A 22,115-nucleotide genomic window follows, 5' to 3' on the forward strand; every position below is an offset into this window, starting at 1 on the left:
CTTACAAAACCAGGAAAGCACAAAATGCATACCCCTGCCCAGATCAGGCAAATACACAACTTATTCACAATCAATTATTTATATAATAGCACTAAAATAGATTCTCCTGCTCCTAAAGCGTAAAAGCTAGCTAATGACTCGAATGCAGGCTTAGGGGCAGCAAGATAAATATAATTATTGCCAGAAAGCTGCCCACTCACCAAAAATCACTCCCTGCTGAATAAGCAGGTTTTGCCGATATTTACGATTAGAGCCAGTTGGCTTGTTCTTTTATTCACCCCAATCATGAAAGTAGCTGTAGTAGGCGCCACCGGCCTGGTCGGGGGCGAAATGTTGAAGGTACTGGCCGAGCGGAATTTCCCGGTCACAGAACTTCTGCCCGTTGCCTCCGAAAAATCGGTAGGACAACTCATTGATTTTCAAGGCAAAAAGTATCCGGTCGTGAGCATGGATGCGGCTATTGCCGCCCGGCCCGACGTGGCTATTTTTTCGGCGGGCGGCTCGGTCTCGAAGGAGCAAGCGCCCCGCTTTGCCGAAGTGGGCACCGTCGTGATCGACAACTCCTCGGCTTGGCGCATGGACCCCACCAAGAAGCTGGTGGTGCCCGAGATCAATGCCAAAGAGCTCACTCCGGACGACAAGATCATTGCTAATCCTAACTGCTCGACCATTCAAATGGTCTTGGCAGTGCACAAGCTGCACGAGGCGTATAAGATAAAGCGCATTGTAGTAAGCACTTACCAAAGCGTAACCGGTACCGGCAAAAAAGCGGTAGACCAACTCATGGCCGAGCGCGCCGGCACGCCCGATGCTGCGCCGAAAGCCTATCCCCACCCCATCGACCTGAACGTGCTGCCTCACATCGACGTGTTCGAAGACAATGGCTACACCAAGGAGGAGATGAAAATGGTGAAGGAAACCAAGAAAATCATGGGCGATGATTCCATCAAAGTAACTGCTACCGCCGTTCGCATTCCCGTGATGGGCGGCCACTCGGAAGCAATAAACGTGGAGTTTGAGCGTGATTTTGACCTACAAGACGTATACCGGCTGCTACGCGAAACCGATGGCGTAGAAGTTGTCGACGACGTGGCCAACAACCAATACCCGATGCCCAAAGATGCCCACGGCAAAGATGCCGTGCTGGTTGGCCGTCTTCGCCGCGATGAATCGCAAGCCAACACATTGAATATGTGGGTGGTAGCCGATAACCTGCGTAAAGGCGCTGCAACCAACGCCGTACAGATCGCGGAGCATATGATTAAGCTTGGATTGCTGAAAGAAGCAGTAGCGGTAAGCTAATACCTTCTACCTGCTTACTCCGCTTTACCTTATAAGCTACTAAAAAGGCCAGATCCATTTACGGTTCTGGCCTTTTTAGTGGGCGCGAGGCTTAACTCTTATTGGTGGCTCATTTTCAGCACTTGCTGCTGGTTGCCTTGCTGTACTGTTAGGTAGTACACGCCCGCCTGCAACACTGTAGCTTGCGGCAATGGAATATCCTGCGTGCCTTCGCCTACTGCTATGGTTTTGGTAAACAGAATATGACCCAACATATCGTGCGCAGTTAGTGTAACTGCCCCGGTACCGGCGGGGGTAAATCGCACGGTTACGACGTCTTGGTAAGGGTTGGGGAAAACATCCGCTTTGAAAGCTCGCGCTACCGCCGGCACCTGTACTGTACGCACCGGAGAGTATGCTGCTTCACCTGAGGCATCTACTTGACGCAGACGATAATACACAGTGTTGGCAACAGTTTCCGTCAGGCCCAGATCCGAGAACTGGTAGTTGGTGCGATTGGACGTTGTGCCAGCACCGGGGCGCTGACCGATGGCTTGGAAGGTTTTTCCGTCAAAGCTGCGCTCGACATCAAAATAAGCGCTGTTTTTTTCAGAAGCGGTAGTCCAGGTCAGGAAAGGATTTTTGCCGGTCCAGGTAGCCGCAAAACTTGCTAGCTCTACTGGCATAGGTTTCGCCACAGTTACCGTGACGGTTTTGGAAATTAGGCCACACGAAGTTGTTGTGGCAGCGGTAACGGTGTAGGTAGTCGTAACAGCGGGGCTGGCAGTAACAGTGGTTCCTGTGGTTGTGTTCAGCCCAGTTGAAGGTGACCAGTTATAATTACTAACGTCCGAAATATTGGGCGAAGCGGTAAGAGTAACAGAGCTACCCAAGTTAATGGTAGGCGCAGCTGGCGCAACTGTGAGCCCCGGAACCGTAAGAGTAATTTGTTGGGTGCTGGTACCGCAAGAGGTAGTAGCACTAACGGTGTAGGTAGTGGTGACGACAGGAGTCACATTCAGTGCACCTGCATTTGATACCGTCGTCATGCCAGGAGCTGACCAAGTGTACGTGCCACTACTGGCACCCGTCGCCGTAAGGGTAGTGGTGCTACCGGAACAAATAAGCGTAACATCGTTAGCAGCACCAACCTTTAGTGTCGGGTTTACAACAATAGTAATGTTTGAGGTCTTATCAGGGCACGTTGCTCCATTTTGACCTTTTGTAACAATACTAGTCAGTTTGTAAGTCGTCTGAACCGTAGGATTGATTTGTAGGGTACTATAGGATAAGCCTGCAGCATCTTTGGAATCTGTTCCAGAGATGGGTTGTGCAACTCCGTTACCAACCTGTACGGTCCAAGTCAGAACAGCTCCTATCGTGCCAGATGTTCCTTGAATCTGAAAGGCGTTACCGGTAGGACAAGTAGCTACAGTTTTAGACGTTCCACTATTTCCCGTGATTACGCCTCCTGGATAATTGATGCTCACATCATTGTTGCAACCCTGGCCATTGCTTACAAATGGCAGCAAAAACAGAAGCAGGCCGAAGCAGCTTAAAAGCGTGTAAAGTTTTTTCATATGTTGATTTTTGTATGATGCGAACAACTTTGTTTTATACAAAAATCAAATTTACAGGTTTAAACTACATCCCAAGCAACATCTTCAATTTCACCATTTTAAGCAAATTTTATCCACTAAAAATACTGTTTGCTTTATTATCACTATTTAGTCATTATTTATATAATACAAATTATTCAATTATTGCTTACATCACAAGCCGCCCTAAAGCCAGGTCCATATGGGTTGTCAAGAACTAAAGACCCCAGCTGGCTTTCGCTAGCTCCAGCACAGCGCGCCGCGTTTCATCTGGCTGCTCAAAGTACCCCATGTGGCCTACATCAGCCAGAAACAGGGCCGTGCTATTAGGCGGCAGCGCGACTTGCTCTAGCGAGGCTTCCAGCGATACAGCTACATCTTCTTTGCCCACGATAAACAGCACCGGAAACGTCGCCTCACGCAACACATGCGTGCGATCGGGGCGGTCGCGCATGGCGCGCATACCGTTGACGATGGTTTCCTTCGACGCCGACTTGGCAATATCTTCCAGGAAAGCAACGCGATGGGCTAGCCGATCGCGGTTGGCGGGGGCCAGCAGCGGACGGATAAAGGAACCCATAAACTTCTCGACGCCGTGGCGTTCCACGAAATGGATGTTTTTATCGCGATTGGCCCTCTTTGCGCCGGTATCGGCTTGGGCAGAGGAATGGAATAGGCAGAGACCCGCGACCTGCGCCGGATACTTTTCCGCAAACGCTAAGGCCACGTAGCCGCCCATCGAGTGCCCGATGAGTACGGCTTTTTCTACGCCGGCTATGTGAAGTTGCTCGGCCACGTGTTCTGCCTGCGCTTCCATCGATAAGTCATTGCTACTGAAATAGTTATCACCAAAGCCTAACAAGTCAAGTAAAAGCAGCTTGTATTGTTTGGGGAAGCCTTGAACGAATTCCGCCCAGACTTCGCGGCTTTCGGCAAAGCCATGCAGGAAAACGAGTGCGGGGCGTTGAGGCATAGGATGGATATACGGCGAATGGTGATCGCTTTACTTGTACTTTCTTTCGATAGCTCAAGCCAAATTTTGGCTTATGATCCAGCGTCTTGCAAGTAATTCGCAAACGCAGCGAAGCCGAAGCAGCAGTAGCTACCTCGGCTTCGCAATAATTTTGGATGAAAGAATTGTAGTTCTACAAAGTCACTTCTACTACTGAAGCCACTGTGGCTTTGGCAGTTAAGGAGCGAACTGCCTCAGCAATGCCATTCGCGTCGAAGCCGCATTCCTTATAAAGCTCATCCTGAGAGCCGTGTTCTACCACGCGGTCGGGGATGCCCAGGCGCTTCACGGGCAGCGAGTACCCATGATCGGCCATAAACTCCAGCACGGCCGCGCCAAAGCCGCCTTGCAGGCAACCGTCTTCTACGGTTACGATGGCTTTGTACTGCCGCAGCACATTATGGAGCATTTCCTCGTCCAACGGTTTGCAGAAGCGCATGTCGTAGTGGCCAGGGTTTAGCCCTTCTGCAACCAATTGATTAGCAGCCTTTTGCGCATAGTTGCCAATGTGCCCAATACTCAGAATGGCTACGCCTTCTCCATCGCGCACCACGCGGCCGGTACCGATGGTAAGTTTCTTGAGAGGCTTGCGCCACTCCGGCATCACACCTTCGCCGCGCGGGTAACGGATGCTGAAGGGGCCGGCATTTTCGGGCAGCGTGGCGGTGTACATCAGGTTGCGCAGCTCCTCCTCGTTCATTGGGGCCGAAACCACCATGTTCGGGATGCAGCGCATATAGGCAATATCGTAGCAGCCGTGGTGCGTAGGGCCGTCGGCGCCGGCAAAACCGGCCCGGTCGAGGCAGAATACGACGTGCAGATTTTGCAACGCCACATCGTGAACTACTTGATCATAAGCCCGTTGCATGAACGATGAGTAGATATTGCAGAACGGCACCAACCCCTGCGTGGCCAAGCCTGCCGAAAAGGTAACCGCGTGTTGCTCAGCAATGCCCACGTCGAAGGCGCGGTCGGGCATGGCTTTCATCATGATGTTCAACGACGAGCCCGAAGGCATCGCCGGCGTCACGCCCATGATCTTATCGTTTTGCTCGGCCAGCTCTACCAGCGTATGCCCGAATACATCCTGGTACTTGGGCGGTTGGGGCTTGTCGGGGACTTTCTTGTAAATCTCGCCCGTGATTTTGTCGAATAAGCCCGGCGCGTGCCACAGCGTCTGGTCCTTTTCGGCCAAGGCGTAGCCTTTGCCTTTCACCGTAACGCAGTGCAGCAGCTTGGGGCCCGGAATGCTCTTGAGATCGCGCAGAATCGTAACCAGATGGTCGACGTCGTGCCCATCGACCGGACCGAAATAGCGGAATTTCAGGGCTTCAAATAAGTTACTCTGTTTCAACAAAGTAGCTTTCATAGCTTGCTCTACCTTGCGGGCAATCTGCTGGGGGTTGGGGCCGAATTTGCTCAGCTTACCCAGCACATTCCAGAGCTCGTCGCGCACTTTGTTGTAGGTGCGCGACGTAGTGATATCGGTCAGATATTCTTTGAGTGCACCCACATTGGGGTCGATGCTCATGCAGTTATCGTTGAGGATAACCAGCAGATTGGTGTTGGTTACGCCGGCATGGTTGAGCGCCTCAAAAGCCATTCCGGCCGTCATGGCACCGTCGCCGATTACGGCAATGTGCTGACGGTCAAACTCTTTCTTGTAATCAGAGGCAACAGCCATACCCAGAGCCGCGCCTATGCTGGTGCTGCTGTGGCCTACGCCGAAGGCATCATACTCACTCTCTTTGCGCTTCGGAAAGCCCGACATGCCGCCATAGCGACGGTTGGTGGGGAACTGGTCGCGGCGTCCGGTCAGGATTTTGTGGCCGTAAGCTTGGTGGCCTACATCCCACACCAGCTGATCGTAAGGAGTGTTGAAAACGTAGTGCAGCGCCACCGTTAGTTCTACTACCCCTAGTGAGGCCCCAAAGTGGCCTCCGTAAATCGAAACCGAGTCGATAATGAACTGCCGGAGCTCCTGGCTGAGTTGTACCAGCTGATCTTGGCTGAGCTTTTTTAGGTCGTTGGGCGAGTTTATAGCCGCCAGCAATTCACCAGGTTCGACAATCATATTCTATAAGGCAAAAGTAGAATTCAGCAAGGCAACAGGCACGTGCTTTAAAAGGTTAGGCTGTAACCTGAGTATTCTGCTACGTACAACAGACAAAGTTACGATTTTTCCAAGCTACCGGTTGTTGCCATCGCCATATCGTTAGGGCCTCTTAATCTGGATTTAACAGCGCCGCCACCCAAGATTCTCTACTTTTACGCTCCACCTCACCCCCTCGCCTATGCCGCTCACGCAGAACAATCAGGAAGACCAGCAGCTGCTCGATAAGCTCCGGCCTTCGCGCATCGTGCTGCCCGTCCTGATTGGCCTGAGCGTGGTGGGCTTTATGTTTTGGCGCAGTTATAAACCCGGCGATCTGGCACCGCTGGCCAATGCGAAATTGCACTGGCTGGCCATTATGCTGGTGGTGCTGCTAGCCCGCGACTTAGGTTACGTGTACCGTATCCGGCACATGTCAGAGCGGGCCCTGAGCTGGCGGGCTAGCTTGGACGTAATCATGATTTGGGAATTTGCGTCCTGCGTGCTGCCTTCGGCAGTGGGTGGCACGGCCATAGCACCCTTTCTACTTAATAAAGAAGGCATTACGCTCGGCAAATCATTGGCATACGTGATGGCAACGGCCATGCTCGACAATTTGTATTATGTCATCATGGTACCGCTGGTGGTGTGGGTAGCCGGCGACGCCCTGTATCCGCACGAGGCACTGCAAGGCGGGTTGGTGGCTACGTTGCGGGTAGCGTTTGTGGTGAGCTACGTTTCGGTCACGCTGTACGCCGGCCTAATGCTCTATGCGATTTTTATTAATCCCTTGTCTGTCAAGCGCTTCTTGGTCCGTTTCTTTTCAATTCGGGGGCTGCGGCGCTGGCGGGCCAAAGCGTACCAGCACGGCAACGAGATGGTATGGGCTTCGGCGCAGCTCCGCGGCAACGGTGCAGGCTACTGGCTTCGAGCTGCACTTTCCACAGCCTTTGTCTGGACGGCTCGCTATGCCGTAATCGGCTGTATAATAGCGGCTTTCGTTGATGTCAACGCCAACGAGTTTGCGCTCATTTTCGGGCGCAACCTTACGTACAAAGTTATTCTGCTCATTGCCATCACGCCGGGCGGGGCGGGCATTGCCGAAGGGGCTTTCCCGACGTTTTTCGGCAAGTTCATCGGTACGCCCACGATGACCAACTTTATTGTGCTCCTGTACCGCATCGTGACGTATTACATGTACCTCGTGCTCGGGGCCATCTTCCTGCCCCGCTGGATTTCACGGGTGTTCGTCAAGCAACCAGCACCCTAGTTCACAATTATTTGATTATAAATAAGTTGCAAGTTATTTTTCAGATCACTTAGCCATTAAAAAAGCCCTTCTGCATAGCGCAGAAGGGCTTTTTTAGGGTTAGAAAATTGTATTTTCAATGCTGTTAGTCAGCTTCCAGCATCATCTGCGAGCCATCTGGGGCTTTGAGAGTAATCTCATTTTTGGTCAGATTAACTACGTCAAAGCTCATGGAATTGGGGCCACCCGCAGGCGTCAACGTGATCTTTTTAGCGGCTTGGTCAAAGGTGTAAGTACCCTGCATTGTTTGGGTGGGCGACGACATGTTGAAGTTGCCGTTGGCATAGAAGCGGAGCTCGGTCTTCTTGTCGGCGCTGGTTTGCGCCACTTTATCGCCGGTGGCAGAGGTTTCTTTGTCGGTTTTCCAGACTTTGCTATCGGTACCGTAAAGCAGGTTGGTTTCGCCAACTTTATTTTCTTGGCTACAGCTTGCGGTCAGCAAAGCGACTAACACCAGCAAGCTGGCCAAATACCGGAAGGGAGAAAGGGAGGTTTTCATGGGTACGTTGTAAGGGTTAGGAAGGTGAGCAGTAGGCTTGTTGATAGCCGCTGGGTGGAACTGTGCGGCATCAGACATAGCGCCTATTACGGCAGACCCGCCAAAAGAGTTAGCACCCAACACTTGAGCTTCCGGCACTACAACTTATTCATCCTAAACGCGTAAGCTCCCCTGATGTCGTGGCAATGGTGCACTTGCCCACTGCCGAAGTTTTTCCCTACTCTCTAATCTAAAGCTTTACACACTATGGGACTGTTTGATTTTCTGAATAAAGGCGAAGAAAAACCTGCTCAACCGGCTAATCAGCCCAACCAGAATGCGGGTAACACCGATTTCTTTGGTGGCAACAGCGCCCAACCTGCCTCTGCTACTACGCAAGGCGACACGTACACTGTCGTAAGTGGTGACTCGCTGTCGAAAATTGCCAAAAATCATTATGGCGATGCGGCCAAATGGCACCAGATCTACGAAGCCAACAAAGGTATTATCGGCAGCAATCCCGATCACATTGAGGTAGGCCAAGTGCTTACGTTGCCTAAGAGCTAAGCTCTTATTCTCTTACATAACCAGGCAAAAAGGCTGCTTCCAACTGGAGGCAGCCTTTTTACATATAAGCTATTGATTTTTAGATATTTAGAATGATTCTTCTTTATAAGACACCCTGTGTGTAAAGGTTTCGGGCAAGAAGTACGAAGCCACGCAGAATTGCTTAGTAACACTTGAAGAATAACAGCGATTCGGAAGCCAAATCAGCAGCTTACTGAAACCGTTATTCGGGTCATTAAGCAAAATATTTTTCCTGTGCTTCCGTTCTTTTTTAGCTAAGTATCTCATAAACTGCCGACTAGGCCGCGCAAAAAATATTGTCCTGGATTTGCGTATGTCAAATCCGGTTGTACATTTGCAGCTACCAACCCGGTACTCCCCCGCTCGCGGCGGGGTAGTTTTCAAAATTTATACAGAAGCGGCGAGAGATCAGGCTCCGTGACCCGCTGGCAACCTTCGACCGCGCGAAAGGTGCCAATTCCTGCCCGGCCCGGCATCCGCCGACGGGGAATATAAGTTGAGTGCCATGCAAAACTCTTTCGCTTTCGCCCCCTCGTACCCATCTGCCACGGCTGCTTTTCTGCACGCCGGTTTGCCAATGGGTATTCGTGTTTCGGTTGCCGCTGCTCTTAGCCGCCCCGAAGGTGTAGTCATGCGAATGCGAATGTGCCGCTGTTGCACCTGTTGTTGCTAACTCGCTAAGTCGAGTCTAGCCTCCTTTCCTTCCCCTCTGTACTTACCGTAAAACTGCGTCTTGCAGCGTCTTGGTACGCTCTCCGACGGGTTTTTCCTGCCTCAGCGCAGCCTTGCGCTCTTGAGGAGCTTCGCCTAAGCCGTCCGTCGCTTACGCCCTGATTTACAGCATCTTCCTCCTTCTGACACTTCCTAATCACAGCATCTTTATGTCTACGCAAAACCTGCACTTCGAAACCCTCCAAGTACACGCCGGCCAACAACCCGATCCGACTACCGGCTCCCGCGCAGTTCCGATTTATCAGACAACCTCCTACGTCTTCAAAAGCGCAGAACATGGCGCTAACCTCTTCGCCCTGAAGGAGTTCGGCAACATCTACACCCGTTTGATGAACCCAACTACCGACGTGTTTGAGCAGCGTGTAGCTGCCCTCGAAGGCGGCGTAGCAGCGCTAGCAACCAGTTCGGGTCAGGCTGCTCAGTTCATTTCCCTTAACAATATCCTCCAGGCCGGCGACAATTTTGTTAGCTCGTCGTTCCTCTACGGCGGCACTTACAACCAGTTCAAAGTGGCTTTCAAGCGCTTGGGCATTGAGGTTCGCTTTGCCGACGGCGATAATCCCGATCATTTCGAGCAGTTGATCGACGACAAAACCAAGGCGATTTACCTCGAAACCATCGGCAACCCCAGCTTCAGCGTGCCTGATTTTGAGCGCATTGCCGCCATTGCCGAGAAGCACGACCTGCCGCTGGTTGTAGACAATACGTTTGGCGCTGGCGGCTACTTGTTCCGCCCCCTGGAGCACGGCGCGCACATCGTAGTGGAGTCGGCTACCAAATGGATCGGCGGCCACGGTACCAGCATCGGCGGCGTGATCGTGGACGGCGGCAAATACGACTTCGGCAACGGCAAATTTCCGCAGTTTACGGAGCCTTCCGAAGGTTATCATGGCTTGGTTTTCAATGACGTATTCGGCAAAAACGGCCCGTTTGGCAACATTGCCTTCATCATCCGGGCGCGGGTAGAGGGCTTGCGCGACTTTGGGCCGTCTATCAGCCCTTTCAACTCCTTCCAGCTGTTGCAAGGCCTCGAAACCCTGTCGTTGCGCGTCGACCGCACCGTAGAAAATGCACTGCGGGTGGCCACTTGGCTGGAGCAGCATCCGCAGGTCGAGAGCGTGAACTATCCTGGCCTAAAGAGCAGCCCCTATAACGCCTTGGCGCAGAAGTACTTAAAGCGCGGCTTCGGCGGCGTGCTCACCTTCACCATCAAAGGCAGCAAGGAAACGGCCACCAAATTTATTGATAACCTAAAGTTGGTGAGCCACTTAGCCAACGTAGGCGATGCCAAGACGCTCATCATTCAGCCATCGGCTACCACGCACCAACAACTCTCCGACAACGAACAGCGCGCCGCTGGTGTAGCGCCTACGCAACTGCGCCTGTCGGTTGGCATCGAGCATTTTGAAGACATCCGTGCCGATCTGGCGCAGGCCTTCGAAGCCGTTCGCAATGAAGCGCCGCTGCAAGCGGAAGAAGTGGGCAGCACGTTGTTGCAGCCCGAAAAAGAACATGCGCAACCCCTGGAAGTGTAAGTGAGAGGTTGGGCGGTGGACGCGGCGACGAGTCGCAACGGTCACCGCCTTCTTTCGGGAGTTGCCGCATTGCGGACGGTAGAACGGTTTTTTTGTGAGAGAGGGAGCCGTTTTGACCATCCTTTAGTAGCCCGGGCTGAACCGGATCGAGGGATCTTTTTGGGTGGGACCGACTGCCTCCGATCCAGCAGGTTCAGCCCGCGGGCTATTGAAAATCCTTGCAAAGCTTACCCCTTGAGCTTCTGCAACACGCATTTACTTTATGGTCGATAGTCAATTTTTCACCTTATCCCATCCTCTAGCGCTCGAAAGTGGCGCCACGCTGCCGCATGTACAGGTGGCGTACCATACGTATGGCACGCTCAATGCCAACCACGACAATGTGGTGTGGGTATGCCACGCGCTCACCGCCAACTCCAACGTTTTGGAGTGGTGGCCGGGGTTGTTTGGGGAGAATTGTCACTTTGATCCGGCCGAGTACTTTATTGTTTGCGCCAATATTCTGGGTTCGTGTTACGGCTCTACAGGCCCCCTAACGCCCGATCCGGCGACTGGCGAGGTGCTTTTCAGTCGGTTTCCGCTGCTCACCGTTCGCGATATGGTGACGGCGCACGAGCAGTTGCGGCAGCATTTGAGGGTCCGAAAAATTCATACCCTAATCGGCGGCTCGCTCGGCGGCCAACAGGCACTGGAATGGGCGATTCAGCAACCCGACCTTTTTGGCAACTTGGTAGTGCTAGCGACCAACGCCCAGCATTCGCCCTGGGGCATTGCTTTTAACGAAGCACAACGACTTGCTATTCAAGCAGATAGCACTTACAACCAAAATACGCCCACCGGTGGTCAGCAGGGGCTGCGCGCCGCGCGCGCCATTGCGCTCCTTAGCTACCGCAGCTACGAAGCCTACGGGCTCACCCAAGCCGAAACGGTGGACGATACCATCGATGGCTTTCGGGCCAACTCGTATCAGCAGTACCAGGGCGACAAGCTCGTGGCTCGCTTCAATGCTTACACTTACGTTGCGCTCTCCAAAACCATGGACACGCACAACGTAGGCCGCAGCCGGGGCGGCATTGCCGCGGCGCTGGGCCAGATTCGGGCCCGTACGCTGGTGCTGGGCATCACGTCGGATGTGCTTTTTCCACCCAGCGAGCAGCAGCTACTGGCTCGCCACATTCCGGGTGCGGTGTATGCCGAAATGGATTCGCAGTATGGCCACGACGGCTTCTTGATCGAAACCGACCAAATCACGCATTTTCTGGAGCGCTTTTACGCGCATACCTTCGCCCATTGACAGTTTATAACATATTGATTATAAATTATTTAACAATTTAATCGGATTACTCTTTCTTCATCTATGCCAACTACTAAATCTGCTGACCGCCCTCTTCAAATTGGTCTCATTGGCTTTGGTTGCGTCGGGCAGGGCTTATACGATATCCTGGAAAAGCTGCCGGAACTGAACGCTCACATCCGGCGCATTGCCGTCAAAAACCCAACCAAGGCGCGGCCGCTTCCGCACGATCGTTTCGATTTTCACGCCGACGATCTCTTGCAGGACCCTGAGTTGGACATTCTGGTAGAGGTCATCGACGACCCAACCGAAGCGTTTCGGCTGGTAAGCACGGCCCTGCGCCAAGGCCGCCGCATCGTGACGGCCAACAAGGCGATGGTGGCGCGCCATCTGACGGAGTTGGTGGCATTGCAGCGCGAATTTGGCGGTACGTTGCTGTATGAGGCGGCAGTGTGCGGCAGCATTCCCATCGTCCGGACCCTGGATGCGTATTTCAGCCACGAACCGCTCGAATCGGTAAGCGGCATTTTCAACGGCTCTTCGAATTACGTGCTCAGCCGCATGACCGAAGAAGGCTCCGACTACACGCCGGCCTTGGCTGAAGCGCAAGCACTGGGTTTCGCCGAAACCGACCCGACGCTCGACATGGCTGCATTTGACCCGCGCAGCAAAGCCACCATTTTGGCCGCGCACGCCTACGGCTTGCTCCTAGAGCCGGAACAAGTATTAAACCTTGGCATCGAGAACATTACCGCACAGGATATCCGTTACGCCGCTGCTTTGGGCCAGAAAATCAAGGTGGTGGCCAGCTTGCAAAAGCTGCCCGATGGGCGCATAACCGCATTTGTAACGCCGCAATTTGTGGCGCCTACAGCGCCGCTTTACGCGGTCGAGCGCGAGTTCAACGGCGTTGTTCTTGAAGCTACGTACGCCGGCACGCAGTTTCTGAGCGGTCGCGGGGCCGGTGGGCACCCAACAGGCTCGGCTGTGCTGGCCGACTTGGTGGCGCTAAGGGCGGGGCTGCGCTATTCCTACGCCAAGCTCACAACCACTGAAAAGCCCACGTACACCACTGATCTTGAAGTGGAAGTATATATACGTCGGCCCGATGAAGATGCCAGTAACCTAGTAACATTCAGTGAGATATCGCAGGATAACCCAGCCGAAGGCTACGCAGTTGGTTACGTATCCTTGGCGCAGTTCCTCCGTCACCGCGACGCGTTGCGGCGTTCCGGGACCTTTGTGGCGCGCACCGGCAAGATCAGGCTGCTTCAGGCGAAGGCCAATGTTATTTCAGAAACGACTGTCTTGACCGCTTAATCACAACTTATTGATTAACAAATAGTTGCGTTTTGGCGGTTTTGTGTGTCCCGCCAAGGCTGATTGTTGCGTAGGTTTGCGGCCGTCATTCTACCGTTTCTTATGCCTACCATGCCCCCCTCGCTTCGTCCTGGCGACCACGTTGCCATTGTTTGTACGGCCCGCAAAGTGTCGCACGAAGAAGTTGCTGCCGCCGTCGATATTCTCCAGGGTTGGGGCTTGAAAGTGGTGTTGGGGGAAAGCGTATCGGCTGAGCACCATCAGTTTGGCGGTTCGGATGAGCTGCGCACCCGCGATTTTCAGCGCATGCTCGACGCGCCCGAAATCCGGGCAATTCTGTGTGCCCGCGGCGGCTACGGCACCACCCGCATCATCGACGCAATCGACTTTTCGCGTTTTGCCGCAAGCCCCAAGTGGATTGCCGGGTTCAGCGACATCACCGTGCTCAACTGCCATCTGCTGAAGCTGGGCCACGAAAGCATTCACGGGGTAATGCCCTTTATTTTTCACCAATCCGGCGGCGAAGAAGCGCTTGAAAGCTTGCGACGGGCCTTGTTTGGCGAATCGGTAGCGTACGAGGTTGCGGCGCACCCACTCAACCAAGTAGGCACGGCCGAAGGCGAGCTTTTTGGCGGCAACCTCAGCCTGCTCCAAACCATTACGGGCACCGCCTCCGATTGCTCCTACGCCGGCCGCATTCTGTTTTTGGAGGACATCGAGGAATACCTCTACAGCATCGACCGCATGATGGTGCACCTCGAACGCACTGGCAAACTCCGTCAGCTTGCCGGTCTGATCGTGGGCCACTTCACCAATCCGCAGGACAATGCCGTGCCGTTTGGCCAGACGCCCTACGAAATCATCGACACGTATGCCCGCAAGTACAATTTTCCGGTTGCCTACGGCTTTCCAGTAGGCCACGAACCGCACAATCTGGCCTTAATCTGCGGGCGGCGAACGCGATTGACGGTGAGCCACGCAGGCACGAAAGTCGAGTACTTTCAATAATGTATCAGCAACTTAATCACGAAAAAGGCCTCGCTTATCCAACCGAGGCCTTTTTATATAATCAACTGATTATCAATCGTCTACTCTTGGTAGATGGTTTGCAGAACCGTTTGCCCTACGGCTTTCAGCGTGCGGCGGTCGATGATGGCCATATTGTCCTGCGTGGTGTGGTGATACGCCGGAAAGTACTCATCGCCAACGGGCAAATGGTCGATGATGTCGATGGTGCGCACGCCAGCTTTGTTGGTGTACACGTGGTCGTCGGTGATGCCGGGTGAGTCCTGAAACAGGAAAAAGTCGGAGTAGCCGATGCGCGCTGCCGTGTTCCAGACCTTGTCAACTACGTCGCGCGCGTATTGCCGCGACTGCTCTTCCCGACTGAATTTGGCGTCTTTAGCACCTACCATGTCGAGCAGAATACCGTAGCTGGGCTTGTAGTTGGCCGGCAGCAAATGCTCGGCCCAATACTGGGAGCCCAAGCACCAACTGTCCTTGCCTTGCACCCCGAGCTGATCCTTTAGTTCGCTCTGCGTGCTGGAATCGTAGCCGTAGTCCTCGGAGTCGAACAGGATGAAGTCGATGCCCACATTCGGAGCCAAGCTATCGGGCTGGGCGGCCAGCACGCGCGCCATTTCGAGCGCAATGCCCACACCGCTGGCCCCGTCGCTGGCCCCGTCGAGGGGCGCGTTTTTCTTCTGCTTGTCTTTGTCGGCGAAGGGGCGCGTGTCCCAGTGCGTGAATACGGCTACGCGGCGGGTTGCTTTCGGCTGAAACTGGGCCACAATGTTGCGCGAGCGCAGCATTTTACCATCAAACGCCATGGCCTCAAAAGGCTGTTCTTGCACCGTCAGCCCGTAGCTTCTAAACTTCTTAACAATCCAATCGCCGGTGGCAACGTGTGCCTTGGAGTTGGGCACGCGCGGCCCGAAAGCTACCTGCTTGGCTGTAAACGCAAACGCCGAATCGGCGCTGAAGCTAGGAGCCGCGGGCACCTTCGCCTCTGCGGAAGCCTCGGTTTCTACCGATTTCGTTTTGTTGTCCGTACAGCCCGCAAGCGATACCAGCGCCGCCAGCACAGGTGCCAGCCAAAGGGTTTTCGAGTTCATAGAGGTTTTAAAATCGCTCGTTAGGCTGAGCTTGTCGAAGCATCTCTCCCGCTTCGTTGTGGTGCTGATCAAAAAGAGAAATTACTAACCAGAAAAGGTGCTTCGACTTTGTTTCGCATGCCCTTCGATACTGTAGCTTACTCTGCACGGCAAGCTATTCCTCGCTGTAAGCCCAGTCGACGCCGGCTTTGGTGTCTTTGATCACAATGCCTTGCTCTTTCAACGCGGCCCTGATTTCATCGACTTTGCCATAATCTTTTACGGTCTTGGCTTCCTGGTAAAACTGCAACGTCAGGCCCAGCAATTGCTCGGCATTGGCGCGAGGCTCATCTACAAGACCCAGAATATCCGTCACCAGCGTCGAATACGTAGTCATCGCTTCTTGCAAAGCCGCTTCGCTTACGGCCGCTAGCGAAGCCAGATTGGCATTGTAGCCGTTGAGCTTGCGTAGCAGGTTAAACAAGCTGGCAATGGCACGCGCCGTGTTCAGGTCGTCGTTGAGACCGGCGAAGCAGTCGCTGATGAGCTTGCGCAACTCTGCATCGGCTGCTGAGGTATCTACCTGTCTCTCAACGCCTTCTGGCAAACGCAGTTTTTCGAGTAGCCGCAGACCATTCATCAGCTTGCGGTAGCCCTTGCGCGCTGCTTGCAAAGCCTCGTCGCTCACGTCGACGGGGCTGCGGTATTGGGCTTGCAGCAGGAAAAAGCGCGCCGTCATGGGTGAGTAAGCTTGGCTGAGCGTGGCGTTGGAGCCGTCGAATAACTCATTGATGGTAATGAAGTTACCCAACGACTTGCTCATCTTCTGCCCGTTCACCGTGATCATGTTGTTGTGCATCCACACGCGGGCTTCGTCGGAATGCGAGTGACTGGCCTGGCTCTGAGCAATTTCGCACTCGTGGTGCGGAAACATCAGGTCCAAACCGCCGCCGTGAATGTCGAACTCGGCGCCTAAGTATTTGCGGCTCATGGCCGAGCACTCAAGGTGCCAGCCGGGGAAGCCTTCGCTCCACGGCGAAGGCCAGTGCATAAGATGGGCCGGCGAAGCCTTTTTCCAGAGCGCAAAGTCGAGCGGCGAGCGCTTTTCGTCTTGGCCGGCGAGGTTGTCGCGGGTGCCGGCGAGCAGCTCCTCAGTCACGCGGTTCGAAAGCTTACCGTAGCGGTGCTGCTCGTTGTAGCGCGGCACATCGAAATATACCGACCCGTTGACTTCGTAGGCAAACCCATTGTCCAAGATTTCCTGAATCAAGCCGATCTGCTCAGTGATGTGGCCACTGGCGCGGGGCTCAATGTCGGGTGGTACGCAACCCAAGACCTCCATGTAGCGATGGTAGCGATTGGCGTAGTATTCAGCCACTTGCATGGGCTCCAACTGGGCGGCGCGCGCCATTTTCGAGATCTTGTCCTCGCCTTCGTCGGCGTCGCTTTCGAGGTGGCCAACGTCGGTGATGTTGCGCACATAGCGCACCGTGTAGCCGAGGTGCCGCAGGTAGCGCACCAGCACGTCAAACACGACGGGACCGCGGGCATTGCCTAAATGCGCGTCGTTGTAAACGGTTGGGCCACACAAATAAACGCCCACGAAAGGCGGATGCAAGGGTTGGAAAGCTTCTTTGCGACGAGTAAGGGTATTGTAAAGCGAAAGCGAGTGCTGCATCTGGCAAAAGTAGGAAGATTTGACGGGTGACCCGGCGCAAAATCATGACGTGGGTTGGGGTTGAACGTGCCTAGTTGGCTGCCGTTACATTTAGCAGGAGAAATAACCAAATGCCCTCTCAACGCCTTTAAACGGGGTTTTTATCCACAACAAAGTCCTAGGTGAAGTATGTATGGCACAAAAGTCAAAGTGTATGGTACATAAGGTTCATACTGTAGTTTATAATTTATTGTGCTAGCACAAATATATTTAAATGTAAATTTCTGATAATCAATTACTTGCTAGTTTTACTCTGCGTTTTATTTAATTGATAGACGCCCGTAGTCGGGAAGTGGTCAGAAAACGGGATCTCACGGTGAATCTCGAAATCATCGACGGCCCATTGGGAACTCGCAAACTGGTTGTCGATGCGCACGAAGGGCAAGGCGCCGTTGTAAGTGCTGCCGATGCCGTTGCCGACGGTCGCCCACGCGTTCTGAAAATGGTCGGCCAACTGATCGTAGGCGTAACTGTAGGGCACGTCGTTGAGGTCGGCGCAGAGCAGCATTGGGTAGCGGCACCGCTCGAAGCGCTGCACCAGCGTATCGACCTGCGTGCTACGTGCCACCAGGCCGCGCTTGTAACGCGCAAGCAGGCCGCGGGCCTTGCGCTTGAAACCGTCCTTGCTGGAATAGCTGTCGACGATGTCGCGCTCGTCCATGCTCATGCTCTGCAAATGCACATTATAGACGCGGATGGTATCGCGGGAAGGCAGCAGCAGATCCACGAACATGGCGTGGTTCTGCGTCAGACGCCCGAAGTTGATGGTACCGCGCTGCAAAATGGGAAACCGCGTAAAAATGGCCATCCCAAACTCCGCGCCTACGCTGTTGGTGAGCGTTTTGGACAGAAATACGTGCCGGTCTTTGTCCGCCCCAATTTGCCGCACGGCGTTGAATACGCTTCCGTCCTGCGTCCGAATCGGCTCGTTGTAAAACTCCTGCAAACACAGGATATCAGCTTGGTTATCGGCCAGCCACGCGATCATGGCCTTCGACGAATGCAGGTTCTTGTCGCGCAGCTGCGGGTACACGTTGAAGATGCGCACGTTGGAGCTCAGCATCCGCACGCGCTGCCCTGGTGAGCCGGTGGGTGAGCTAGTGTGCAGCGGATGCAGAGCCAAGCCGCGCTGAAAATGCGGCCACGTCAGCACGGCTACCACAATAGGCAAAGCGGCCACCCGCCAGTCGCGCAGCAGCCAATACACCACCAGCAACACATTGACGGCGAGCGCAATAGGCAGCGTGAGCGCGCCAAAAGCAGCGGGCCAAAAGGTATGAGCCGGAATTTGAACACAGGCGATGGCTGCCAGCACCCACAGGAGGATCAGCAGCGTGAATTTGAATGCAAAGGAGCGACGCACGGTAGTAGAAAAACCCGGATGAGGGTTGACAAAGGTAGCCCAGCTACGGGAAAGCCCTGCGGAGCGGTTGTTCCCCCGCCAGATTACCCTATTTTCCTTGTAGTTTGCGACAAGATAGAACCTCTATTTATGCTATACTCTACCCTTCGTTTTTTATGTCTTTTATTGTTGTTGGCGGGTGCTTTCGGCGCGTCTGGTAAGGTAGCTACGCCGCTGCCCGAAGCGCGCACGCTGGAGTTTGTTGAAAACCGTGGCCAATGGGACGCCCATGCCCGCTACATGGCCGAATTGCCGAGCGGCCGGCTGTTCCTGACCAACACCGGCTTCACCTTCGCGCTCGTCGATCCGCAGGCACTGCACGCCCACTACGAGCAGAGCCATACGAACGCTACCGGCAGCGCACTGCCCGACAAGCTGCGCGCCCATGCCTATTCCGTGACTTTCGAAGGCGCCAACGCCAAACCCAAGCTTACGGGTGTGGAGGCCACGCCCGGCACGCGCAACTACTTCCGCGGCTCCGACGCAAAGCAGTGGGCCGACGGCGCACAGGGTTTTCACGAGGTTACGTACGGAGACGTGTACCCGGGCGTAGGCGTGCGCTTGTATGAAAACCAAGAGAAGCTGGAATACGACTTTACGGTAGCGGCGGGCGCCAAACCTTCGGCCATTCGGCTGCGCTACACCGGCGCCGACCAGCTCAGCCTCGACAACGGCCGGCTCGTTATCCGGACTTCGGTGGGCACGGTTACCGAACAGGCGCCGCTGGCTTGGCAGCAGGTCGGGGAGCGGCGCGTGGCAGTGCCTTGTGAGTTCGTATTAAGTAAAAATGTAATCTCCTTTAAATTAGGCACTTACAATCAAAAGCTTCCGCTGGTCATCGACCCGACGATCGTCTTTTCGTCTTTTACTGGCTCTACGGCCGACAACTGGGGCTTCACGGCGACTTACGACGCGCAGGGCAATCTTTATTCCGGCGGCATCGTGTTCGGCATTGGCTATCCGGCTACCACCGGCGCTTACGATGTGTCATTCAACGGCATCATCGACATGGCCATCATCAAGTACAACCCTAGCGTAAACGGCGCGACTTCCCGGCTTTACGCGACGTATTTGGGTGGCAATCAGGCAGATGCACCCCACAGCATGGTGGTGAACGCACGCAACGAACTCCTGATTCTGGGCAGCACCAGCTCGCGCGATTACCCCGTTACCAGCTCGGCCTACCAAAGTGCATTTGGCGGCGGCATCGCCGTATCGGGTAGTTTTCTGAACGGTATCCCCTACACCAACGGCTCCGACTTGGTAGTTACGTGCCTTAGCTCCGATGGGCAAAAGCTGCTGAGCTCTACCTACCTCGGTGGTAGCAACAACGACGGGCTGGTGCAGGCTTCGGCGACCACCTCTAGCCCGCTGGTGCGCAACTACGGCGATCAGTTTCGCGGCGACATCCTCACCGACGCTAACAACAACGTATACATTGCCTCGGCAACGGCTTCTGCTAACTTCCCCATAGTCAATGGGTTCCAGCGCACGTTGGGGGGCCTTACCGATGGCGTAGTGTGCAAGCTCACCCCGAATCTGAGCCAACTGGTCTGGAGCACTTATCTAGGTGGCAATCAATACGATGCCACGTATTCGCTGCAATTGGCGGCCAACGGGGAAGTATTTGTATGTGGCGGCACCACCAGCACCAACTTTGCTTTCTCTACTGATGGCTATCAGCCTAAGGCCCAGGGCGATGTAGACGGCTACGTGGCGCGCATCCGCCCCGATGGCCAAGGCTTGATAAGAGCCAGCTACGTGGGCACCAGCAAATCCGACCAAGCGTATTTTATTCAGCTCGACGGCGACGGCGATGTGTACTTGCTGGGCCAAAGCAAAGGCGTAATGCCCATTACCGCAGGCACTTACAACGTCCGGACCAGCGGACAATACATTCTGAAGTTTGATGCCGAGCTAAAAAACGTGTTGCTGGGCACTACCATTGGCGTGCGCAGTACCAACAGCGAAAGCGCCATTAGCTTTTCGCCAACTGCCTTTCTGGTAGACGATTGCGAGCGCATTTATGTGTGCGGCTGGGGCGGCGGGCCTAATACCATTGGCCCCTATTACAACGGCACCACCGACGGGCTGGCAACGACCTCCGACGGCCTGCAGCGTACCACCGACGGCGAGGATTTTTACCTGGCCGAGCTTTCGCCGGGGGCAGCTACCCTCGAATACGCCACTTTCCTGGGCGGTTCGGGTGTAAACGAGCACGTCGATGGCGGCACCTCTCGCTTCGACAAGCGGGGCTATGTGTATCATGCCGTGTGCGGCGGCTGCCAAGGCCGGCAGGCTTTTCCGTTTCCGCCCGGCGTGAATACTTACTCCACCCGAAACGGCAGCACCAACTGCAACAACGCTGCCTTCAAGTTCGACTTCGGGGCCCGCATCGCCGATCCCGGCCCGCGCCGCTACATCTGCCTCAGCGCCGGGCCGGTAACGTTGGGCGGCACTCCGGCGGGTGGCGTATGGCAAGGCCCTGGCGTGACGGCAGCGCCGGGTGGCGGTTACCTGTTTACGCCCGCTGTGGCGAAAGTCGGTTCGAGCATTCTTACCTATACGGCCGCGGCGACGGGTACTTGCCTCACAACCAGGTCGGTACGCTATATAGTTATGCCTGAGCCGGTTATGACATTTGCCCTACCTCCTGAAGTGTGCCGGAATAGCGCAGCCCTTACACTAACTGCCACGCCCAGCCCTGGCGGAACCTTCAGCGGACCTGGGGTTACCGGAAATATTTTTGATCCGGCAAGAGCCGGCGTCGGGCAACACACGATCACCTACTCCCTCACCGATACGCTCGGCTGCGGCGCTGTGAGCCGCACTATTATTGTCAGCGCGCCGCCTGTTGTCGCGGCCGGTCCGGACTCTACCTTGTGCGCCGATCAGATCAAGGCATTCCGGCTGCGGGGCGCCACGCCGGCGGGCGGCACTTGGAGCGGCACGGGCGTGTCGGCCGACGGCTTGTTTACGCCGCCCAACACCAACGGCCGCGGTGCTGTCATCAGCTTGAAATACACCTACGGCAAAACTGGCTGCGATATGTCGGCTACCAAGACGATTACCCTGGCGCCGGTTTCCAGCTCTAGCGTCAGCCTCAACGTGCCCGAATGCACGGCGGCCCCTCAATACACGGGGTTAGCGCCGCTTACGATTCAGTTTCAGCCCAGCTTGATGGGCGGCACCTACAGTTGGGATTTTGGCGACAACACGCCGATCGCCACCGAAGCCGCCCCGACGCACGAATTCACCAAGCCGGGCACCTACAAAGTCCAGCTTACTGCGCGGTACGCGGGCTGCGTGGTGGTCACGCAGTTTGCGCCCGTCGAGGTTGGGGCAGTATTCGTTCCCAACATCATCACGCCCAATGGCGACGGCAAAAACGACCAGTTTATGCCTACTTTCAGCTGCCAACCGGCCACGTTGAAAGTTTTTTCGCGCTGGGGCGCGAAAGTGTACGAAACCGATAACTACCGCAACGACTGGCGCGGGGATAATTTGGCCGATGGCGTCTACTATTACCACCTGCGCGACACAGAAGGCCGCTGGGTGAAAGGTTGGGTAGAGATAAAACGTTGAGTACTTTGCGGGGCTATTTGTAACGCTGTATCTATTCCGCAATCTCTACCCGATGTCTTTTTGGAGAAGTATGAGCTGC

At 54.8% G+C, this 22,115-nt stretch carries 15 protein-coding genes and 1 riboswitch; of the genes, 8 read left to right on the top strand and 7 right to left on the bottom strand.

The features are described 5' to 3' along the window. Window positions 1-285: 285 nt before the first annotated feature. Window positions 286-1,302, top strand: coding sequence for an aspartate-semialdehyde dehydrogenase (locus H9I52_RS14815; protein WP_187454469.1), 1,017 nt, complete (start codon window positions 286-288; stop codon window positions 1,300-1,302). Window positions 1,303-1,400: 98 nt separating this feature from the next. On the opposite strand, the gene H9I52_RS14820 is transcribed toward H9I52_RS14815, so the two are convergent. From H9I52_RS14820 to dxs, 3 genes are all read right to left on the bottom strand, one after another. Beyond that, window positions 1,401-2,330, bottom strand: a complete 930-nt coding sequence (locus tag H9I52_RS14820) for a T9SS type A sorting domain-containing protein (protein ID WP_187454470.1) — start codon at window positions 2,328-2,330, stop codon at window positions 1,401-1,403. Between the two features lie 766 nt (window positions 2,331-3,096). Then, window positions 3,097-3,852, bottom strand: coding sequence for an alpha/beta fold hydrolase (locus H9I52_RS14825; RefSeq protein ID WP_187454471.1), 756 nt, complete (start codon window positions 3,850-3,852; stop codon window positions 3,097-3,099). Between the two features lie 172 nt (window positions 3,853-4,024). After that, window positions 4,025-5,965, bottom strand: coding sequence for a 1-deoxy-D-xylulose-5-phosphate synthase (gene dxs, locus H9I52_RS14830; RefSeq protein WP_187454472.1), 1,941 nt, complete (start codon window positions 5,963-5,965; stop codon window positions 4,025-4,027). Window positions 5,966-6,185: 220 nt separating this feature from the next. On the opposite strand from dxs, the gene H9I52_RS14835 reads away from it, so the two are divergent. Continuing rightward, window positions 6,186-7,253, top strand: a complete 1,068-nt coding sequence (locus H9I52_RS14835; RefSeq protein ID WP_187454473.1) for a lysylphosphatidylglycerol synthase transmembrane domain-containing protein — start codon at window positions 6,186-6,188, stop codon at window positions 7,251-7,253. A 124-nt stretch (window positions 7,254-7,377) separates the two neighbouring features. Here H9I52_RS14835 and H9I52_RS14840 read toward each other — a convergent pair whose 3' ends face one another. Further along, entirely contained in the window at window positions 7,378-7,869 is a 492-nt protein-coding gene (locus tag H9I52_RS14840) for a copper resistance protein NlpE (protein ID WP_222940509.1), read from the bottom strand. Window positions 7,870-8,037: 168 nt separating this feature from the next. Here H9I52_RS14840 and H9I52_RS14845 point away from each other — a divergent pair, with 168 nt between their 5' ends. From H9I52_RS14845 to H9I52_RS14865, 5 genes are all read left to right on the top strand, one after another. Next, window positions 8,038-8,337 carry a LysM peptidoglycan-binding domain-containing protein gene (locus H9I52_RS14845; RefSeq protein ID WP_139515808.1) on the top strand — a complete coding sequence of 100 codons (300 nt, stop codon included), beginning with the start codon at window positions 8,038-8,040 and terminating at the stop codon, window positions 8,335-8,337. Between the two features lie 405 nt (window positions 8,338-8,742). After that, a riboswitch (SAM riboswitch) is annotated at window positions 8,743-8,856 on the top strand. 383 nt (window positions 8,857-9,239) lie between these two features. Then, window positions 9,240-10,625, top strand: coding sequence for an O-acetylhomoserine aminocarboxypropyltransferase/cysteine synthase family protein (locus H9I52_RS14850; protein ID WP_187454475.1), 1,386 nt, complete (start codon window positions 9,240-9,242; stop codon window positions 10,623-10,625). 262 nt (window positions 10,626-10,887) lie between these two features. After that, window positions 10,888-11,919 (top strand): homoserine O-acetyltransferase MetX, encoded by a 1,032-nt coding sequence (gene metX, locus H9I52_RS14855; protein WP_187454476.1) that lies wholly within the window; start codon window positions 10,888-10,890, stop codon window positions 11,917-11,919. Between the two features lie 63 nt (window positions 11,920-11,982). Further along, window positions 11,983-13,239, top strand: coding sequence for a homoserine dehydrogenase (locus tag H9I52_RS14860; RefSeq protein ID WP_187454477.1), 1,257 nt, complete (start codon window positions 11,983-11,985; stop codon window positions 13,237-13,239). A gap of 102 nt (window positions 13,240-13,341) precedes the next feature. Beyond that, window positions 13,342-14,247 (top strand): LD-carboxypeptidase, encoded by a 906-nt coding sequence (locus tag H9I52_RS14865; RefSeq protein ID WP_187454478.1) that lies wholly within the window; start codon window positions 13,342-13,344, stop codon window positions 14,245-14,247. Between the two features lie 80 nt (window positions 14,248-14,327). Here the strand turns inward: H9I52_RS14865 and H9I52_RS14870 are convergent, their stop codons facing one another. From H9I52_RS14870 to H9I52_RS14880, 3 genes are all read right to left on the bottom strand, one after another. Continuing rightward, window positions 14,328-15,353, bottom strand: coding sequence for a M28 family peptidase (locus H9I52_RS14870; RefSeq protein WP_187454479.1), 1,026 nt, complete (start codon window positions 15,351-15,353; stop codon window positions 14,328-14,330). A 154-nt stretch (window positions 15,354-15,507) separates the two neighbouring features. Beyond that, window positions 15,508-17,010 (bottom strand): cysteine--tRNA ligase, encoded by a 1,503-nt coding sequence (cysS, locus tag H9I52_RS14875; RefSeq protein WP_187454480.1) that lies wholly within the window; start codon window positions 17,008-17,010, stop codon window positions 15,508-15,510. 274 nt (window positions 17,011-17,284) lie between these two features. Further along, a complete protein-coding gene (locus H9I52_RS14880; RefSeq protein WP_187454481.1) occupies window positions 17,285-18,412 on the bottom strand; it encodes an endonuclease/exonuclease/phosphatase family protein in 1,128 nt (375 codons plus the stop codon). A 129-nt stretch (window positions 18,413-18,541) separates the two neighbouring features. On the opposite strand from H9I52_RS14880, the gene H9I52_RS14885 reads away from it, so the two are divergent. Continuing rightward, the gene (locus tag H9I52_RS14885) at window positions 18,542-22,036 is read left to right on the top strand and encodes a gliding motility-associated C-terminal domain-containing protein (protein ID WP_187454482.1); all 3,495 of its coding nucleotides are present in this window, start codon (window positions 18,542-18,544) and stop codon (window positions 22,034-22,036) included. Window positions 22,037-22,115 lie beyond the last annotated feature (79 nt).

It is taken from the genome of Hymenobacter sp. BT491 (genome assembly GCF_014349165.1).
In the GTDB taxonomy this organism is placed as follows: Bacteria; Bacteroidota; Bacteroidia; order Cytophagales; family Hymenobacteraceae; genus Hymenobacter; species Hymenobacter jejuensis.

What these genes read in the sequence shown, in the direction of transcription:
- H9I52_RS14815 (WP_187454469.1), top strand. Translation starts at nt 286, where the DNA reads ATGAAAGTAGCTGTAGTAGGCGCCACCGGCCTGGTCGGGGGCGAAATG.
- H9I52_RS14820 (WP_187454470.1), bottom strand. Translation starts at nt 2,330, where the DNA reads ATGACGACGGTATCAAATGCAGGTGCACTGAATGTGACTCCTGTCGTC.
- H9I52_RS14825 (WP_187454471.1), bottom strand. Translation starts at nt 3,852, where the DNA reads ATGCCTCAACGCCCCGCACTCGTTTTCCTGCATGGCTTTGCCGAAAGC.
- dxs (WP_187454472.1), bottom strand. Translation starts at nt 5,965, where the DNA reads ATGATTGTCGAACCTGGTGAATTGCTGGCGGCTATAAACTCGCCCAAC.
- H9I52_RS14835 (WP_187454473.1), top strand. Translation starts at nt 6,186, where the DNA reads ATGCCGCTCACGCAGAACAATCAGGAAGACCAGCAGCTGCTCGATAAG.
- H9I52_RS14840 (WP_222940509.1), bottom strand. Translation starts at nt 7,869, where the DNA reads ATGTCTGATGCCGCACAGTTCCACCCAGCGGCTATCAACAAGCCTACT.
- H9I52_RS14845 (WP_139515808.1), top strand. Translation starts at nt 8,038, where the DNA reads ATGGGACTGTTTGATTTTCTGAATAAAGGCGAAGAAAAACCTGCTCAA.
- H9I52_RS14850 (WP_187454475.1), top strand. Translation starts at nt 9,240, where the DNA reads ATGTCTACGCAAAACCTGCACTTCGAAACCCTCCAAGTACACGCCGGC.
- metX (WP_187454476.1), top strand. Translation starts at nt 10,888, where the DNA reads ATGGTCGATAGTCAATTTTTCACCTTATCCCATCCTCTAGCGCTCGAA.
- H9I52_RS14860 (WP_187454477.1), top strand. Translation starts at nt 11,983, where the DNA reads ATGCCAACTACTAAATCTGCTGACCGCCCTCTTCAAATTGGTCTCATT.
- H9I52_RS14865 (WP_187454478.1), top strand. Translation starts at nt 13,342, where the DNA reads ATGCCTACCATGCCCCCCTCGCTTCGTCCTGGCGACCACGTTGCCATT.
- H9I52_RS14870 (WP_187454479.1), bottom strand. Translation starts at nt 15,353, where the DNA reads ATGAACTCGAAAACCCTTTGGCTGGCACCTGTGCTGGCGGCGCTGGTA.
- cysS (WP_187454480.1), bottom strand. Translation starts at nt 17,010, where the DNA reads ATGCAGCACTCGCTTTCGCTTTACAATACCCTTACTCGTCGCAAAGAA.
- H9I52_RS14885 (WP_187454482.1), top strand. Translation starts at nt 18,542, where the DNA reads ATGCTATACTCTACCCTTCGTTTTTTATGTCTTTTATTGTTGTTGGCG.